Origin of the sequence: Streptomyces sp. NPDC051172 (genome assembly GCF_040682555.1) — a bacterium.
In the GTDB taxonomy this organism is placed as follows: Bacteria; Actinomycetota; Actinomycetes; order Streptomycetales; family Streptomycetaceae; genus Streptomyces.
Map to the genome: position 1 here is coordinate 19,310 of NZ_JBFBBE010000073.1, position 15,472 is coordinate 34,781.

Sequence of the window (15,472 nt, forward strand, 5' to 3'; positions counted from 1 at the left end):
AAGAACGGCCTGGTGCCTGGGCGAAGAAGTACCTGGACATCACCATCAATACGGTCCGGCGTCCGCCGGGCAACAAGGGCTTCATCGTCCTTCCGCGCAGGTGGCCGTTGAACACGGTTGGGCGTGGATCATGAGCGACCATGAACGGCTGCTCGAGACGAGCGAGTTGCTGATCACCTGGGCTGCCATCACGCTCATGACCCGGAGCCTCACCCGCCGCAAGGCAGGCCCCGCCGAACGCCGTGACGCTGTCCACGGCTACGTGATGGCAGAAGTCGCCTGACCTGCCGGGCCGGAAAAACTCTTTGGCCAACCACGTGCCGGTCCGGCACGCTCCGCGGCAGGACCACGCCCGCCTTCATCCCCGGCCTGGACCTATCCCGCCGTTTCTACCTCGAAGCCGTACACCCCTTGCTGGAGCAGGCAGTCCCCGGGATCGAGCCACCAGTGGGGCCATCGCCTGCAGATCCTTGTGAGTCCGCAAGACTCCACCAGACACCGTGGAAGGATCAGGGAACTGCTCTCCGACCGCCTGCCGAAGACCTTCTGCGGCTGCCCGACTCACTTCGCCCCCCACCGGCGAGGCAGACATCGGGGTCCTACAGGTGACGACGGGCCCGTCCTCCACTGCGTCGACGTCACCGATCCGGGCGCCTGGCCGTTGCCGAGGTAGCGGTATTACCGGTTGGCGCCGTTGCGGGCGGTGCGGGGTCAGCCCTGGACCGCGGCCGGATCCATCCAGACGACCTCCCAGGTGTGGCCGTCGAGGTCGTCGAAGGCGCGGCCGTACATGAAGCCGTGGTCCTGGGTCTCGCCGCTCGGAGTGGCTCCCGACGCGAGGGCCTTGTCCACCAGTTCGTCCACCTTCTCGCGGCTCTCGGCGCTCAGCGCGACCAGGACCTCGCTGGTCTGCGTGGCGTCGGCGATCTCCTTCTTGGTGAACGTGGCGTAGAAGGGCTTGGTGAGCAGCATCGCAACGATGGTGTCGCTGATCACCACGGAGGCGGCCTTCTCGTCGCTGAACTGCGGGTTGATCGTGTAGCCGAGTTCCGTGAAGAACTTCTTGGAGGCGTCCAGGTCGTTGACGGGCAGGTTCACGAAGATCATCTGCTGGTACATGGCGGGCTGTCTCCCCTGGTGGTCCGTGCCGAGGTCGGCGTGTCTGGTTGGGTAGACCCGGGGTCCCGGGAGAACTCACCGGTCGCCGGAGATTTTTTTTCGGAGGCTTTTTTCAGCGGCCCACGGGGAGGGTCGCCAGGGTGGCGACGACGAGGGTGAGCTTGCCGAGGGTGGTCAGGGTCGAACGCCGGTGCCGAGCCGGCGCACAGGGTGGTCACGGCGTAGCTGGCGGACGTGGCCGCGCAGACGACGCCCAGCGGCGGCCGATGCGGGTGGCCTTCGCCATGAGCACCCGCCTACTGATAGCAGTTGCCGCTGCACAGCACGGTGACCGTGCCGGCCTCGCTGTCCGCTGCGGGGGTGCGGTGGGTGATGGCCGTGGGGGTCTTGCTTGTCTCCCAGGGCATGGGTGCGGCCATGGCCTGGGTTCCCAGGGTGGTGAAGGCCGCGGTGGCCACGAACACAGCGGCCAGTGCCCGCTTGCGCAGATGCATCTGAACTCCTTGACCGATCAGTGAGGTTGAGCTGTCGGCGCTTCTCCCGTCACTCCGACCGGTCAGAACGTAGGTTCTGCCGGAGGACAACCGCCAACGTTTCGAACTCCATCGAAAAGTTGGCGGCCACGGTGCTCTCTCCCGGCTTCGGCCCGGTCGTTCCATTCAGGCGAAGGGGTGCCTCCGCTCCAGCAGCGCGATGCCCAGTGACGTGACGGTGTGGACGACCGCCTTGCCTTCGCGTCGGGTGGTGACCAGGTGGGCATTGCGCAGCACAGTCGCGTGGTGGCTCGCGGTCGCCGGCGAGATGTTCACGCGGCGGGCCAAATCCGTGGTGCTGCATCCGCCGACGGCCGCTCTCAGCACCGCGGCCCTGGTGCGTCCCAGCAGATCGTCAAGTGCCTGGGTGGTGAACTCGCCGACGCCCTCCCACAGTGCGGTGTCGAGCGAGGTCCCGCTGAGGGTGGGGACGGTCAGGGTGGGGGCCTTGGCCGGGTCCAGTGGCGGATACCACAGTCCGACCTGTGGTGTGGAGAAGACCGTCGGCGCGATGACGAGGCCTCGCCCATTCAAGTGGATGTCCGCATTGTGCGAGTGGGCCACTTCGAGCACGGGCGGCCGCCAGCGGACCAACGGACTGCCGAGTGTGGTGAGGAGCTGTTCGACCCCATCATCGGCCATCGTGCCCGCGTACGCGGCCCGGGCCTTGTTCAGATGGGAGCGCACCCTGCTCCAGTAGGGGGCGACGGTGACGCTGTGGCAGGCCCTGAGCGCTGCGGCCACCTGGAGGCGAGTTTCCCGGTCGCCGTCCATCAGGTTCCGGGCCCAGGATCGGTGTGAGGGATGGAAGTCGATGTTCTCCAGTTCGAGGCGCATCAGGGCACGGGGAGCCGCCATGAAGTTGTCCACCGCCTCGTCGATGGAAGCCGTGTCTCCCATCAGACTCAGCGCGTCGATCAGCGGACCGCGTTTGGGTAGCAACGCGGCGAGGGGGCCAGCCTGTTCGCCCAGCCGTCCACGCACCGATACGTGCCAGCGGCGGAAGGCGAGATTGGTGTCGCGGTCTTTCAACAGCTTCACACTGTCGAATGTCTCCGCCGCCACGCCAATAGTCCTGGCCACGCGGGTCCGCGCCAGGTCCTCCGCCGTGAAGTGAATGCGTTTCACCGGGCGCCCCGTCCTACGCGTCGCTGTTTGTCCCACAGCAGTCTCAGTTCAGGACGGAAGTGACGCAATGATCAATCTGGCCTCAGCCGGTCGACCCGGATCGCAAACAGGTGACGCATCAACACTCGACGCCCCCGTGCCGAATGTCGGCAGCGGGGCGTCGATGAAGCCAGACATCCTCTTTCAGGATCGTTCCCAGGACATCAAAACGCCTTGGTGATTCCGTACTTCCGCAGGATGCCTTCCGCGATTGCCACGATTTCGCTGAGGCCGGGCCCGACGAGGCCGCCGTTGGCAACGCGAGGGGCCAAGCTGACCGGGCCTTCCTGGGCGGGCATGGGCGCGGCGTGCGCGGCTGGGGTAGCCGGGGCGAGGGCGGCGGTGGTGACCGCGGCGGCCGAGATGATCTTATTCATACTCTGCAAACAAGCCCTACGGGGGGACACGGCGGAGTGCGTCGCCCGCCCCTGCACGTCGCGTGGACCTGCTTGAGCTCAATGCGGGGCACCAGGTCTTCTCTGTGAGCACACGACAACGCCGGACATTATGAGACGCGACGGGCCTGCACCGAGTGCGTTCGGCACGGACCCGACCGAAGCCTACTGCTCCCGATCTCAGCTACCGTCGCCGCGCTGCGTCCGCAACTGAGCGCTGTAACAGCTGGGTTGGGGGAGTGGCGTAGATCGGCGCGCCACCGACAGGATGGGCCCGACCAGCAGGCGACAGGACGGGCCGCAATGGGCACCGGGAAGCACTCGGTTCGGGCCGGCATCGGTAGCGAGTAGCGACTCCCGGACTTGCAGACGAACGACTCCCGCTCTCGGGCTCTGGTCCACTTCGTGTGGTTGCGTACGCAGCGTGACTGTCGGTCTCCTCGTGAGGCTGGCTGAGATAGCCCGAAAATCGCCCGGTCGGTGTGTGGTGTGGCCGACAGCGCTGCGCCGTGAACGAAGTACGGCCGGAGCTCGATGAGTTGCTGTTCTCCTCGCTGCAGAACGTGTTGGTGGAGTCGGTCGAGGCAACCGACATGGTCGTCCGGATCGAGGCCCTGAGCACTGCTCGGCAGACGACCTGCCCTGGCTGTGGGTACTTGTCGGGGCGAATACACGGCTCCTGTCTGCGGTTTCCTCACGATCTACCGACGGCGGGCAAGTCCGTCGTGGTGGCCTGAGGGTGCGCCGGCTCGTCTGCGCGGAGGTCTCCTGCTCGCGCAAGACTTTCGCCGAGCAGGTTCCGGGGCTCACTCTCCGGTTCGGCCGGTGGACGGAACGGCTGCGATCGACGCTGCACATCCTGCAGGCCGTCTGTCGCGACGACGCCCGGCCTGGTTTGCGGGAGTTGAGGTCGGTGCAGGTCCTGCGGCAGGTCTGGGCCCAGCAGTGCTGGCACGACGAGTTCGGCCAACTGCGGTGGCGGGCAGCGAAGTCGACCCGTGACCGGGCCAGCCGGAGGGCGACCGAGCAGAGGGACACCGGCAGGTCCTGGGCCGACGGCCGGCCGGATCCTGCCTCGGCACGGGTGCCGTGGTCGACGATGGAGATCGTCACCCCGCCCGGTCCCGAGGCCCGCTACAGCCAGAAGGTCACCGCGGCCGGCCAGCGGGATTGGATCGGCTATCGCGGCCACGGGACCGAGACCTGTGACGAGACGAGCCCGAACGCCATCGTGCAGGTGGTCACTCGCCCGGCGCCGCAGCAGGACAGAATCCCGAGCTGGGAGTTCCCATCCGACCTGGCAACCCCGCGGCTCAGCGCAAGATCCACAGGCGAGCTCAATTCGACGGGACAGGCGGCTGGGTTTTGACCCCGGGAGAGCGCAACGCTTCAGGCCGTCCCCGGACGCGTCGGAGGCGGGCTCACTGTTGCACCGGCTCGGCCGCGAGGGCGTCCAACTGCTCCTTCGACCACGAGAGCCGGCCGGCTCGCAGGTCTTCGACCACCGTGCGCACCCACTCCAGCTCCGCGGCCGTCACCGCCCGCAGGTACTCGCTCTCCAGGCGGGTGATGCGCGGCAGCCCCCGCTCCGCCTCTGCGGCCATGGCCGCTTCCAGTCCGTCGAGCTGCGCCGCGAGGGCGTCGGCCCGCCGCTGCAGTACGTCCCCCATCTCTTCGGGCGTGAGCAGCAGCAGATTCGAGAGAGCGGCCGGGAACTCCGGGAACTCCTGCTTGGGCGCGGAGAGCATCTCCTCCAGCCAGGCGCGGGCGGTCTCACGCCCCGCGTCGGTGACTTCGTACACGGTCCGCTCGGGGTACTGCTGATCGCGCCCGGTCTCGCGGACCGCGATCAGCCCGTCGCCATTGAGTCTCTCGATCGTGCGGTAGAGGCTCGCACGCTGCCTGACGTTGACGACCTGCTCCTTGCCCCAGTCCTTGACCAGCCGCTGGATGGCGTACGGGTGCAGCGGCTTGTAGTGCAGCAGAGCCAGGACGGTCAGGGCGAGGGGGGAGCTGCGGGGAGCGGATGCGGTCATGGACTCGATTTTAGCCCCGCAATGACTAGTTGACGAGAGACTAGTTTCAGTGAAACTATTAAAGTGTCACCGCGACGCAGTCCCGAGAGGAACCACCGAGATGTCCCTCACCGAGCGCATCCACTCCGACCACGACCTCGTCAAGCACCTCGGCAACTGGACCGAGGCCGGCCACTTCGAGATCAAGGCCCGCCATGGCACCACTGTCCTCGACCTCCGCTCCCCTGACCTTCCCGACGACGTCGAGATCCACCTCGACCTGAACCGGGCCATGGTCAAGCTGCTCGTCGACGACACCACCGCCATCGACCACTGGAACCTGAGGTGGACGGCCCGCGGCAAGGTCAAGGACTCCCAGTCCTCGTGCACCCACAACACGACGGCCGACCGCCGTGTCCGTCTGTCCGGCTCTGCGACGAACAGCGAAATCCGCATCCACCGAGGTGGCATCGCGATCCTGTCGGCGATGTTCTCCCGTGCGTACTTCCAGGATGTGCGCCGCGCACACAAAAGCGGCGGCGTACCGACGATCGACGACCCGAGGGGGCACCAATCATGACTCGCATCGGCAAAGCCCGCACCGCGCTCGTCATCGGCGGCGGTATCGCAGGCCCGGTCGCCGCGATGGCCCTCCGCCAGGCAGGTATCGAGGCCGCCCTCCACGAGGCGTACGACTCCACGGCCGATGGGGCCGGAGGCGGCATGACCATCGCTCCGAACGGCCAGAACGCCCTCGACGCGATCGGCGCGGGCGACCTCGTCCGCGCCATCGGCACACCGGTCACAGCCATGGGACTACGGAGCTGGACGGGCAAACACCTCGCGCAGTTCGCCCCGCCCTCCCGCCTGCCGTCCCTGCAGTTCGTGTGGCGCGCCGATCTCTACCGGGCGATCTACGACGAGGCGGAGGGCCGCTCCGTCCCCATCCACCACGGCAAGCGGCTGACCGGCACGACGGAAACCGGCTCCGGCATCACCGCGCACTTCGCGGACGGTACGGAGGCGAGCGCCGATGTCCTCATCGGCGCCGACGGAATCCGCTCCACGGTCCGCTCCCTGATCGACCCGGCCGCAGCACAGCCGAACTACGCCGGTCTGGTCTGCTTCGGAGCGCGGATGCACCAGTCAGGGATGCCCTCCACCGACGGCGTCATGTACATGTGCTTCGGTAAGCGCGCGTTCTTCGGCTACCAGGTCTTCGAAGACTCCTCGGCGGTGTGGTTCGTGAACCTGCCCCACCGTGCCCCGATGACAGTCTCCGAGGCCCAGGCGATCGGCGCGAACGAGTGGATGCGCATCCTGCGGAACGCCTTCGCCGACGACCGCACCCCAGCCCTCGAGATGATCAGCCGTACCAAGGCCGGCGAGCTCCTCATCGCTGGCCCGATGGAGAACATGCCGAGGGTCGCGAACTGGACCCATGGCCGCATGACCCTGATCGGCGACGCGGCCCACGCCGCCTCATCCAGCTCCGGGCAGGGGGCCTCCATGGCTGCCGAAAGTGCCGTCGAACTGGCACGCTGCCTACGGGACTTGCCCTACGACCAGGCTTTCGCAGTGTACGAACAACTGCGCCGCCCCCGCGTCGAACGCATCATCAAGCTCGGCGCCCGCACGAACAGCAACAAGACCGCGGGCCCGGTCGGCCGAGTACTGCGCGACCTCGTGATGCCGGCCACCATGAAGCTGATCAACCCGGAGAAGATGGCCTGGCAGTTCGACCACCACATCGACTGGGACGCGACGGCAGCCCCGCTCACGTGAGGCGAAGGAGCAGTTCGACATCCCCGCGCAGGTCACAGGTAAAGCACTGCAACGTTCTATGGCCCTGAACGGCGAGCTCGGCTCACAAGCCCTGGAGGAGTTCTTCTCCCCGGGTCCTCCTGCAGGGGACCGAGGACTGACTGAGCGTTTGGTCCGGTGATTCGTGTTTGGTCCCGGGTCAGGTTCCGTGCCAGTTCAGGGTGGCTTCGCCGGTGAGTCTGCGGGCCATGAGGTCGATCATCGCGAAGTCTGTCACAGGCTGCACACGCACTCCTCGCGGCGACGGCTGGCGTCAGCTCCGCAAAGTTGTACGGACCACCCTGGTCACCACCGCGGCAGTCGCGATCGTACTCGTGGGAAGCCCGGCCATCGCCGCCGCCGACGGAGGGTACGACCCAGGGTGATCGGCTGCGGTGGCCACCGGATCGGTTACTACTGCGACGAAGTGGACACACGTGGCAACCCCGCCATTGTGAACTACATGGACGACAGATGGGATCGCGTCGAGGCCTGGAGTGGCCGGTTGCTGGACCCCACCAACCTCGCCACCAACGTCTGGGTGCTCTGCTGATAACGGTGCCGGCGCCGCTCATGTCGAGAACCTGGCGGCGGCTCCGTCCCAGGGTCATAGCGGCCTTGAAATGCCGCGCGACAGGAGAGGACGATGATTATGGATCCCCGGCAGATTGCACAAGTAGCTGGCCGACGCCCACGAGCTGCTGAGCCAGGCATCGATGGCGCGTCTGGCCTACAACGGACTCGACGGGCGGCCCCGGGTCATCCCGATCGGGATCTTCTGGACCGGCGACGTCGTCGTCCCGCTCGCCAGTCCGCCCGCGTCCTCGCACTTGGTGACAGTGAACTCCATGGTCGCCGCCATACCACCCGCGACCGGGCGGCCCCCGCAGCCCTCAGAATCACGTGATCAACCGGACAGATCGCTTACACGCAAAGACCCTGCTCCGTGGGTCGGTTTGCCGAGACTGCTCTCTTTACATCACGAGCGCGGAGATGCTTGCGCAGATCTCGACCGAGCGGCATCTCGAGTTGTTGTTCTGACCCGACTGGTCGGGACGAAATCTACTGCAGCTCATGTCGTGCTCGAAGTGGGATTTGTCCAGCTTGACGATGATGCCGATGATCTCCGGCAGCCAAAGGGGAGGGTAAGGGGACCGCCGTCGCGAGAGAACGGCGAATTTCTGCCACCGCCGGAAACCCCGGGCACTACGTGTCCGCGCGTACCAGGTCCAGCTTCGGGAAGCTCACCGGCTCGGGGGCGCGTCCCGCTTGCAGGACGTACGCCCGGCCCGTCTCCTGACCCGCGGTGATCTCGGCGGCCCCCGCCGCGATCTCGGCGGTCTCGGCCAGGGTGTAGCCCTGGCCGGTGATGTACTCGACGGTCTCCGGTGGCAGGATCGGCGTGCGGACGAAGCCGGGGCAGATCGCGTTGATCCGTACGCCCTTGTCCTGCCAGACCGGGGCCAGCGAGCGCACCAGCCCGATCACGCCGTACTTGCTCGCCGCGTACACCGGGTCGAAGGGCGCCAGCCCGACCCCGGCCATGCTGGAGGTGACCAGCAAGGAGCCGCCGCCGTGTGCCGCGAGTGCGGGCAGCGCCGCGTGCAGGCCGTACATCACGCCGTGCAGGTTCACTGCGAGCACCCGGTGCTGACGGGCCGCGTCGTAGTCGTCCGCACCGAACCCGCCGCCGTCGCCGATGCCGGCGTTGAGGTGCACCAGGTCCAGCCCGCCGTAGGCCTCCACGGCGGCCGCGATCATCGCGAGGTTGTCCGCCTCCCGCGTGGTGTCGGTGCGGACGAACAGGCCGTCCACCTCACGCGCCACGGCCCTGCCGCCCGCCTCGTCCACGTCTGCGACGACCACGTGCGCGCCGAGGGACCCGAAGTGCCGCGCCATCGCCGCGCCGATCCCGCTCGCTCCTCCGGTGACCACCACTACCTGCGCCATCTCCGTGGACCTTCCTCGTCGGTTGTCGCTCACGTCGCTCACGTCGCTCACGTCGCCCGTGCTGCTCACGCGTCCGCTGCCGCGGTCTCGCTGCGGATGGCGGCGATGCGGGAGGGCGCCCGACCATAGCGCCGGCTGAAGATCTCCAGGGCGACGAACAGCGCCACGTACTGGAGCGTGGTCACCAGCATCACCGAGTCGACGGGCAGTGTGTAGGCGAGCACCACCCGGAGGACGGAGTCCAGCAGCAGGCCGACGCCCCAGACCGCCGTCAGCAGCCGCATCACGTGGCGGAAGGTCGGTGACAGCTGCCAGTTGCGCTCGATCTGAGCGCGCCGTTCGTCCTTCGTCACCGACGACAGCATTTGGTGGATCGCCGGCTGGCCGCGCAGCGTGCACAGGAAGACCAGCCCGACGATGCCCGTCATCCAGCCCTCCTTCGCGAACATGAACCGGGGGCTTCCCGTCACCGCCGTCAGTGCCGCACCCAGGGCCACCATGCTGAGCACCAGGATGCCCAGCATCCCCACCCGCCGCTCGCGCACGACTGTCAGCAGTGCCTCGACGGTCGGCGGTACGGCGCTCGCCAGCACCGCCCACCACAGGCCGGTCCCGGTCGCCCGCAGACCGTAGAACACGGCCAGCGGGGCGGCGACGTTCAGCAGCAGGCTCTGCACCAGCAGCCTGTTCGGCGCCTTGTCCCGCTTGTTCCCGGCGTCCTGTGCGTCCGCGACGTTCAGATTGTTCCCGTCGTTCCCTGCCGTGATCATCTCGCTCATGTCCGCTGTCTCCGGCTTCAGTCCGTGTCTGTCTCCGTGTCTGTTTCGACGCCTTTGACGCTACGGAGCCGGGGGCGGGCGGACATTGCGTCCATCTGCCGAACGGGGGTGGGTCCAGACCCACCCCTCGTTGAGCCTGGACACACGTCGTCCGGTCGCCGGGCACGCCACACTGGACAGCCGTGGACCCGCGAACCCGAAGGGAAGGCTGGGGCTCATGACCACCACCGCTCTGCGCCGCTTCGGCAGACGACACCGGGAGCTCGGTTACTGCTGGTCGATCGGCTGGTGCGGTCTGGCCCCGCTGCCGGTGGTCTGTGTCGCCCTGCCGGCCCGGCTGTTCGGGGACGGCGATCCGCAGCACGGCCCGCTGCGTGCGGCGCGCAAGCTGGCCTCCAACTATCGCGGGATTTCCGGGCGTTGGGGCGGCACGGCGGTTCCCGACCCGTATCTGCCCGACCGGCCGTCGCGCGAGGACCCCGCGAACCGTCGCGACCTGCTCTTCCTCGCGTTGGAACCGTGGGTCGCGCTGGTGCTGCTGCTGGTGCCCTCCGCACTGGCCTGGTACGGCCTGTTCGGGCTGCTCGCCCCCGGCATCGCCGCTCTCTTCGACAGCCATCGTGGTCTCTTCGACGGGCCCGTGCTCAGCCGGCCGGCCGTGGGGGTGCCAGGGGGCCTGCTGCTCTACTACGCCGCGCTACGGCTGTCCGGTCCGGCCGCCCGGCTGCACGCCGGCCGCTGGCTGCCGTTGCTGCTCGGTCCCGCGCCGTCCGTCGCCGCCGAGGTGGAACGGCGCCGGCTGGCCGAGCGTGTCGCCGAGCTGACCGAGACCCGGCTCGCGGCCGTCGACAGCCGCGAGGCCGAACTGCGCCGTATCGAAAGGGACTTGCACGACGGCGCGCAGGCCCGGCTGGTCGCCATGGGCCTCACCCTCGGCGCCCTGGAGACGCTGGTGGAGAGCGACCCGGAGCGGGCGCGGGAGCTGGCGCGGCAGGCCCGCGAGAGCTCGGCGCGCGCCCTGGCGGAACTCCGCGCGCTGGTACGGGGCATCCACCCGCCCGTGTTGGCCGAGCGCGGGCTGGTCGACGCGCTGCGGGCGCTGGCCCTGGACGCGCCGCTCGAGGCCGAGGTGGACGCCGACGGGCTGCCGGGCCGCCCGGAGGGCCCTATCGAGGCGGCGCTGTACTTCGCCGTCGCCGAACTGCTCACCAACGCAGCCCGGCACGGGGAGGCGACCCACGCCAGGATCGTTCTCGCCCACGACGGCACGGCACTGTGGTGCACCGTGTGGGACGACGGGCACGGGGGCGCGCACGAGGAGGACGGACCCGCGCTCGGCGCGGGCGGCAGCGGGCTGCGCGGCATCCGGCGCCGGCTGTCGGCCTTCGACGGTACGCTCGGCATCGCCAGCCCGGACGGGGGGCCCACCTTGGTGACGATGGAGCTGCCGTGCGTGTTGTCCTCGCGGAAGATCTCTTCCTCCTCCGAGAAGGACTCTGCACCCTTCTGACGGCCCATGGGTTCACCATCGCCGAAGCCGTGGCCAGCGGGCCGGAGCTGCGCAGGGCACTGGCCGAGCAGGAACCGGACGTCGCGGTGGTGGACGTACGGCTGCCGCCGACCTTCACCGACGAGGGACTGCAGGCCGCGCTGGAGGCCCGCCGGCGGCGGCCCGGACTGCCTGTCCTCGTGCTGTCGCAGCACGTGGAGCAGTTGTACGCACGCGAGTTGCTGGCGGACGGCACCGGCGGCGTCGGCTATCTGCTGAAGGACCGGGTGCTCGGCGCCGACGAGTTCGTGGAGGCGGTACGGCGGGTCGCGGACGGCGGCACCGCGATGGACCCGGAGGTCGTGGCAAAGCTGTTGGGCGGCCGGCGCCGGGACGATCCGCTGGCCACGCTCACGCCGCGCGAGCGGGAGGTGCTGGCGCTGATGGCCGAGGGGTACTCCAACGCGGCCGTCGCCGCCCGGCTGTTCGTCAGCGAGAGCGCCGTCGGCAAGCACTCGGCGAGCATCTTCGCCAAGCTGGGCATCACCGCCTCGGACGAGACCAATCGCCGGGTGCTGGCCGTACTGGCCTATCTGAACGGCAGTCCCCGCTCCTGACAACGCCTGGCGTGTGGGCGTATTCATTGCGGGCGGCAGCAGCGATGAGTGAACACGGCACGAGCCCGACCGTCGTCATGAACAAGAACAGGACCGCGGTGTGCCCGCGCACTGCCCCGGCGGACATGCGGCGCGCCGGCCGCACTTCGTGTGACGCGCGCCCCCACCAAAGAAGGCGGCACCCATCTTCCTGCCGGCCAGTGGGAGATCACCTGGGTCAAGGTCCAGGAGAACAAGTCCCAGGGCGGACGGATCACCGCGTGGCGCGGCCAGATGCACGTCATGGACGGCGACCCGTTCTACGTGATCGCCTGAGCCTCCCTACACTTCCGCCAAGCCAGACAGGGTGCTCCTTTTCCCGCATCGCCAGGGGAAGGGGCACCCTGCCCGTTCCAGGAGACCCCTCATGCTGGTTCGTGCGTCCTCGTTCACCGTCGAGCTCGGTGAAAACGGCTACCTCATCGGCTTCACCGACGACTACGAGTACCCCGCCGAGATGCCCTTCGGCTGGCGCTGCGGCCCGGCCACCGACGCCAACGCTGTCGTTTTGGCCACCACCGACACCGGCCCCCTCCAGATGACCATCCAGGTCCACGATGCCCCACCGGTCCCGGAGACAGACGGCGGGTGGGAGCCGGCCGAAGAAATGAGCCTGCGCGCCGACCTGCCCACCCTCCATCTCGCGACACTGGAGTCGGGCGACATCATGGACGCCTGGCCTGACGAGGAAGCGCCCCTTCGTCTCCGGCCCGCCCCGGACGGCGGCGACTGGGTGCGCATGCGCCTGTACTGCCATGCCGACGACCCCGAACCCGGCATCGGCGACCACGGGGAACGCCACCTGGTCCAGCTCTGGCCCGCACCCGAGACACCCCCGGTGCACCCGGATATCACCGAGGAGGACCGGCAGGCACGCGCCGACTACGCCGCGGACCAGGCCTTGGACGTGGACGACTACACCGTCGCCTACCCGACGCAGACGGAGTGAGGGGCATCGGTGTGCTTGTTCGCGCGATACCCCGCGCGATGTCGTACCGGGCCGGTGGTGCAGCGTCTGCTCAGCCATCGCCTGATCAGAGGGGTCAACATACGTTCCGCCCCGCCGTGCCGCGTCCACTGTGGCTTGCCTGCTTGCCTGCTTGCTGCGGTGAGCTGTAAGTCCGGCTAACTCGGCACGTCGACGTCGTCCGAAAGCCCGAGTCCGGTGGCGGGAGTATCGGGATCGGCCCCGGCACTCAGTGCCGGTCGTGGGCCTGAACCGCGGCTCGGGCGTTGGTGACCCAGATCTTGGTGATGGCCTGCGAGCGGCGGAGTTCGGTGCGGTTGTGGGCGATGGCTGTCTCCTCGAAGTAGGTGACGGCAGCGCTCCACTTTTCGTAGAGCTCTGTAGTGGTGCGGCAGTGTGCGTCGGCGTTGGCGGTGGCGATTTCCTTGGCGTTCGGGTTCGTGTGGAAGCGCCCGTCCATGTACGGGGTGCCGACCGTCGACGGCCCCCGGGGAATGGACACGTTCACAGCTGGACTGCTCCAACGCAGCCGGGCAACAGAGGCTGACCTGTTGCGCGCCCGCCAGGAGGGAGACGACTTCCTGATCGAGGTGGAGGAGGCCGAACTCGCCGACCTGCGGCGGCTGGCGGCAGAGCACGGAGTCGAGATAGGAGACCGCTGGTCCTCACAGACGGAGTGAGGAACAGGTCTGGTCACAAAGAGGTGCTCCGACGATGGTCGGAGCACTGGTTGCGGACGTGCGGTCCGATAGGAGCCGCCTCAGCCGGTTGCAGTCAGGCTGCACGATCGGCTGCGGTGGCGGCCCGGAGGTGCGCGTTGGGAGTGCTCGTCCTGTGCCAGGTGCGGCAGGTTCGGCAGGCGCTCGAAGTCGACGTTGGTGGGCATAGGTGTCCGGACCACTTGAGCGACGGAACGTCGCTGCCCCCTTCTTGCCGTGCCGCTCTCGAGCGGTGCAGAGGGCCGGACTGCACGGCATGCCCGCAAACCGCCGGTCGCCGACCTGGTCAACTGAGACTTCACCCGACGCGCCCCGGACCAGCTGTGGGTCACGGACATCACCGAGCACCCCCCTCGGAGGACCTCCTCCAGGACGCGCGACAGCGGGACTCTTGAGTACGTGTCAGCACTGCACTCGCCCCGTCCCTTACGGAACGTCACCGAACAGCGATGGGGACGGCGCGGCCCGACCGGTGCCTGATGACCACCTTCTGCGGAGCGTCCCGGGGGTGAGCGGTGTCCATCCGTCACCCGAACCACGCGCAGGTCCCTCCGAGCTCGACCGGTACATCACCGCGCTCCTGGACTCCGGCGGCGAGGACACCGCCGCGCAGGCGACCGGCGGAGTACGAAGCACGCCGGGAACGACGCCCCGAGATCGAGTTCCGCAGTGACATCCCCGTGCCGCAGTTCGGACAGGCGGAATCGCTGACGGTGGCAACGCCCGACCAACTCGTCGAGGCACTGCGGGCGGTCCGGATCTGGGCGGGCTCCCCATCTCTGTGCGAGCCGTCTGAGCAAGAGCAGTGTCAGATCGACCGGCCACTCGCCAAGATCGCCGTGGTGGTCGCGTGGACCGTGGACGTACGGGTGAAGCGGCCGGACGTCGCCGACTACGACGCTCCGCACCTGGCCAGCGCGGTTCGCGCCAGCCCGCGCAGCCAGGCGTGGGCGTGGTCGGTGTCGTAGCGCTGATGCCACGACAGGTATATCGGTGCCGACGGCAGTTCGAGCGGCAGGGGGAGCACCACCAGGCCCAGGTCAGCGACCGCTGACCGCGTGGTGGCCTCGGGGACGCTGATCAGGATGTCGGAGCCGCGCGCGAACTGCAGCGCAGCCGCTTCCGTGGGCGCTGTCGCCACGACGCGGCGGGAGAGGTCGAGCCGCGCGAGGGCGTCGTCGATGGCATTGCTGAGGTTTCCACGTCGCGAGACGGTGACATGCTCAGCGGCGGCGTAACGCTTCGCGGTGACGGTCCGGACGCGGGTGAGGGGGTGCCCCTGCCTCACGACGATGACGAGGCGGGTCTCGCCCACGTGCTCGGCACGGATGTCCGGTGCGCTCGGGCGGTTGGCGTTCGCCTCCAGGTCGACCTCGCCGCGTCGCAACTCGGGGGTGTCGATGCTCGATTCCGCGACGAAGCGCAGTCGCACGCCCGGCGCTTGTCCGCGCACGGCCTCGAGCAGCGTGGGGCCGCTCAAGGCGACCAGGGAATCGTGCCAACGGAGTGTGAACGTGCGCTCCAACGTTGCCAGATCCAGTTCACGGCTCGGTGCCAGCACCCCCTGGACCTGGTGCAGCAGCTCATGCACCTGTTCTCGGACGGCGATCGCATACGGCGTCGGGGTCATCGTGCGGCCGGTGCGCACCAGGATCTGATCCCCGGTCGTGCGTCGAATCCGGCCCAGACTCCGGCTCATCGCGGGGGCGGTGACATGCAGGCGCGCCGCCGCCCCGGCCACACTGCCCTCCTCCAACAGCGCGTCGAGGGCGGCGAGCAGGTTCAAATCCAATTGCATGAGAGTAATCCTAACCATGCCTTACATGCATTTGAAGTTAATCGTGGGGCTGCCTACCGTTGAGGCGAAAGCGCAGGAAACA

At 68.4% G+C, this 15,472-nt stretch carries 17 protein-coding genes and 1 pseudogene; 9 read left to right on the forward strand and 9 right to left on the reverse strand.

The window, feature by feature from the left end:
- Positions 1 to 17: 17 nt before the first annotated feature.
- Positions 18 to 217: pseudogene (locus AB0N07_RS33615) on the forward strand (IS5/IS1182 family transposase); the annotation flags it as partial.
- A gap of 494 nt (positions 218 to 711) precedes the next feature.
- Here AB0N07_RS33615 and AB0N07_RS33620 read toward each other — a convergent pair.
- The 4 genes from AB0N07_RS33620 to AB0N07_RS33635 form a co-directional block, all read right to left on the reverse strand.
- Positions 712 to 1,119 (reverse strand): VOC family protein, encoded by a 408-nt coding sequence (locus tag AB0N07_RS33620; protein WP_365841625.1) that lies wholly within the window; start codon positions 1,117 to 1,119, stop codon positions 712 to 714.
- Between the two features lie 296 nt (positions 1,120 to 1,415).
- Positions 1,416 to 1,613, reverse strand: coding sequence for a hypothetical protein (locus AB0N07_RS33625; protein ID WP_365841627.1), 198 nt, complete (start codon positions 1,611 to 1,613; stop codon positions 1,416 to 1,418).
- Between the two features lie 165 nt (positions 1,614 to 1,778).
- Positions 1,779 to 2,780, reverse strand: coding sequence for a winged helix-turn-helix domain-containing protein (locus AB0N07_RS33630; protein WP_365841629.1), 1,002 nt, complete (start codon positions 2,778 to 2,780; stop codon positions 1,779 to 1,781).
- A gap of 203 nt (positions 2,781 to 2,983) precedes the next feature.
- Positions 2,984 to 3,196, reverse strand: a complete 213-nt coding sequence (locus tag AB0N07_RS33635) for a hypothetical protein (protein ID WP_365841631.1) — start codon at positions 3,194 to 3,196, stop codon at positions 2,984 to 2,986.
- Positions 3,197 to 3,953: 757 nt separating this feature from the next.
- On the opposite strand from AB0N07_RS33635, the gene AB0N07_RS33640 reads away from it, so the two are divergent.
- Positions 3,954 to 4,583 carry a hypothetical protein gene (locus tag AB0N07_RS33640; RefSeq protein ID WP_365841633.1) on the forward strand — a complete coding sequence of 210 codons (630 nt, stop codon included), beginning with the start codon at positions 3,954 to 3,956 and terminating at the stop codon, positions 4,581 to 4,583.
- A gap of 52 nt (positions 4,584 to 4,635) precedes the next feature.
- Here AB0N07_RS33640 and AB0N07_RS33645 read toward each other — a convergent pair whose 3' ends face one another.
- Positions 4,636 to 5,250 (reverse strand): PadR family transcriptional regulator, encoded by a 615-nt coding sequence (locus AB0N07_RS33645; RefSeq protein WP_365841635.1) that lies wholly within the window; start codon positions 5,248 to 5,250, stop codon positions 4,636 to 4,638.
- 100 nt (positions 5,251 to 5,350) lie between these two features.
- Between AB0N07_RS33645 and AB0N07_RS33650 the strand changes: the two genes are divergently transcribed.
- Positions 5,351 to 5,809, forward strand: a complete 459-nt coding sequence (locus AB0N07_RS33650) for a hypothetical protein (protein WP_365841637.1) — start codon at positions 5,351 to 5,353, stop codon at positions 5,807 to 5,809.
- Positions 5,806 to 7,014, forward strand: coding sequence for an NAD(P)/FAD-dependent oxidoreductase (locus AB0N07_RS33655; protein ID WP_365841639.1), 1,209 nt, complete (start codon positions 5,806 to 5,808; stop codon positions 7,012 to 7,014). Before AB0N07_RS33650 ends, AB0N07_RS33655 begins: the two co-directional genes overlap by 4 nt.
- A 1,224-nt stretch (positions 7,015 to 8,238) precedes the next feature.
- On the opposite strand, the gene AB0N07_RS33660 is transcribed toward AB0N07_RS33655, so the two are convergent.
- A complete protein-coding gene (locus tag AB0N07_RS33660) occupies positions 8,239 to 8,982 on the reverse strand; it encodes an SDR family NAD(P)-dependent oxidoreductase (RefSeq protein ID WP_365841641.1) in 744 nt (247 codons plus the stop codon).
- A gap of 65 nt (positions 8,983 to 9,047) precedes the next feature.
- Positions 9,048 to 9,761: a VC0807 family protein gene (locus AB0N07_RS33665; RefSeq protein ID WP_365841643.1), complete on the reverse strand. Its 714-nt coding sequence runs from the start codon at positions 9,759 to 9,761 to the stop codon at positions 9,048 to 9,050.
- 217 nt (positions 9,762 to 9,978) lie between these two features.
- On the opposite strand from AB0N07_RS33665, the gene AB0N07_RS33670 reads away from it, so the two are divergent.
- From AB0N07_RS33670 to AB0N07_RS33685, 4 genes are all read left to right on the forward strand, one after another.
- Positions 9,979 to 11,271 carry a sensor histidine kinase gene (locus tag AB0N07_RS33670; protein WP_365841645.1) on the forward strand — a complete coding sequence of 431 codons (1,293 nt, stop codon included), beginning with the start codon at positions 9,979 to 9,981 and terminating at the stop codon, positions 11,269 to 11,271.
- Complete coding sequence (locus AB0N07_RS33675) at positions 11,211 to 11,867, forward strand: response regulator transcription factor (RefSeq protein WP_365841647.1); 657 nt, start codon at positions 11,211 to 11,213, stop codon at positions 11,865 to 11,867. The genes AB0N07_RS33670 and AB0N07_RS33675 overlap by 61 nt, the downstream gene beginning before the upstream one ends.
- Positions 11,868 to 12,017: 150 nt before the next feature.
- A complete protein-coding gene (locus AB0N07_RS33680; protein ID WP_365841649.1) occupies positions 12,018 to 12,182 on the forward strand; it encodes a hypothetical protein in 165 nt (54 codons plus the stop codon).
- 91 nt (positions 12,183 to 12,273) lie between these two features.
- Positions 12,274 to 12,855, forward strand: coding sequence for a hypothetical protein (locus AB0N07_RS33685; RefSeq protein ID WP_365841651.1), 582 nt, complete (start codon positions 12,274 to 12,276; stop codon positions 12,853 to 12,855).
- Between the two features lie 247 nt (positions 12,856 to 13,102).
- Here the strand turns inward: AB0N07_RS33685 and AB0N07_RS33690 are convergent, their stop codons facing one another.
- The gene (locus AB0N07_RS33690; RefSeq protein WP_365841653.1) at positions 13,103 to 13,375 is read right to left on the reverse strand and encodes a hypothetical protein; all 273 of its coding nucleotides are present in this window, start codon (positions 13,373 to 13,375) and stop codon (positions 13,103 to 13,105) included.
- Between AB0N07_RS33690 and AB0N07_RS33695 the strand changes: the two genes are divergently transcribed.
- A complete protein-coding gene (locus AB0N07_RS33695; protein ID WP_365841655.1) occupies positions 13,368 to 13,553 on the forward strand; it encodes a hypothetical protein in 186 nt (61 codons plus the stop codon). The genes AB0N07_RS33690 and AB0N07_RS33695 overlap by 8 nt on opposite strands.
- A gap of 931 nt (positions 13,554 to 14,484) precedes the next feature.
- Here AB0N07_RS33695 and AB0N07_RS33700 read toward each other — a convergent pair.
- A complete protein-coding gene (locus AB0N07_RS33700) occupies positions 14,485 to 15,390 on the reverse strand; it encodes a LysR family transcriptional regulator (RefSeq protein ID WP_365841657.1) in 906 nt (301 codons plus the stop codon).
- Positions 15,391 to 15,472: the final 82 nt, after the last annotated feature.

Coding starts and splice junctions, on each gene's coding strand:
- AB0N07_RS33625 (WP_365841627.1), bottom strand. CDS start 1,613: ATGCATCTGCGCAAGCGGGCACTGGCCGCTGTGTTCGTGGCCACCGCG.
- AB0N07_RS33635 (WP_365841631.1), bottom strand. CDS start 3,196: ATGAATAAGATCATCTCGGCCGCCGCGGTCACCACCGCCGCCCTCGCC.
- AB0N07_RS33670 (WP_365841645.1), top strand. CDS start 9,979: ATGACCACCACCGCTCTGCGCCGCTTCGGCAGACGACACCGGGAGCTC.
- AB0N07_RS33695 (WP_365841655.1), top strand. CDS start 13,368: ATGGACACGTTCACAGCTGGACTGCTCCAACGCAGCCGGGCAACAGAG.
- AB0N07_RS33685 (WP_365841651.1), top strand. CDS start 12,274: ATGCTGGTTCGTGCGTCCTCGTTCACCGTCGAGCTCGGTGAAAACGGC.
- AB0N07_RS33700 (WP_365841657.1), bottom strand. CDS start 15,390: ATGCAATTGGATTTGAACCTGCTCGCCGCCCTCGACGCGCTGTTGGAG.
- AB0N07_RS33620 (WP_365841625.1), bottom strand. CDS start 1,119: ATGTACCAGCAGATGATCTTCGTGAACCTGCCCGTCAACGACCTGGAC.
- AB0N07_RS33645 (WP_365841635.1), bottom strand. CDS start 5,250: ATGACCGCATCCGCTCCCCGCAGCTCCCCCCTCGCCCTGACCGTCCTG.
- AB0N07_RS33665 (WP_365841643.1), bottom strand. CDS start 9,761: ATGAGCGAGATGATCACGGCAGGGAACGACGGGAACAATCTGAACGTC.
- AB0N07_RS33650 (WP_365841637.1), top strand. CDS start 5,351: ATGTCCCTCACCGAGCGCATCCACTCCGACCACGACCTCGTCAAGCAC.
- AB0N07_RS33655 (WP_365841639.1), top strand. CDS start 5,806: ATGACTCGCATCGGCAAAGCCCGCACCGCGCTCGTCATCGGCGGCGGT.
- AB0N07_RS33660 (WP_365841641.1), bottom strand. CDS start 8,982: ATGGCGCAGGTAGTGGTGGTCACCGGAGGAGCGAGCGGGATCGGCGCG.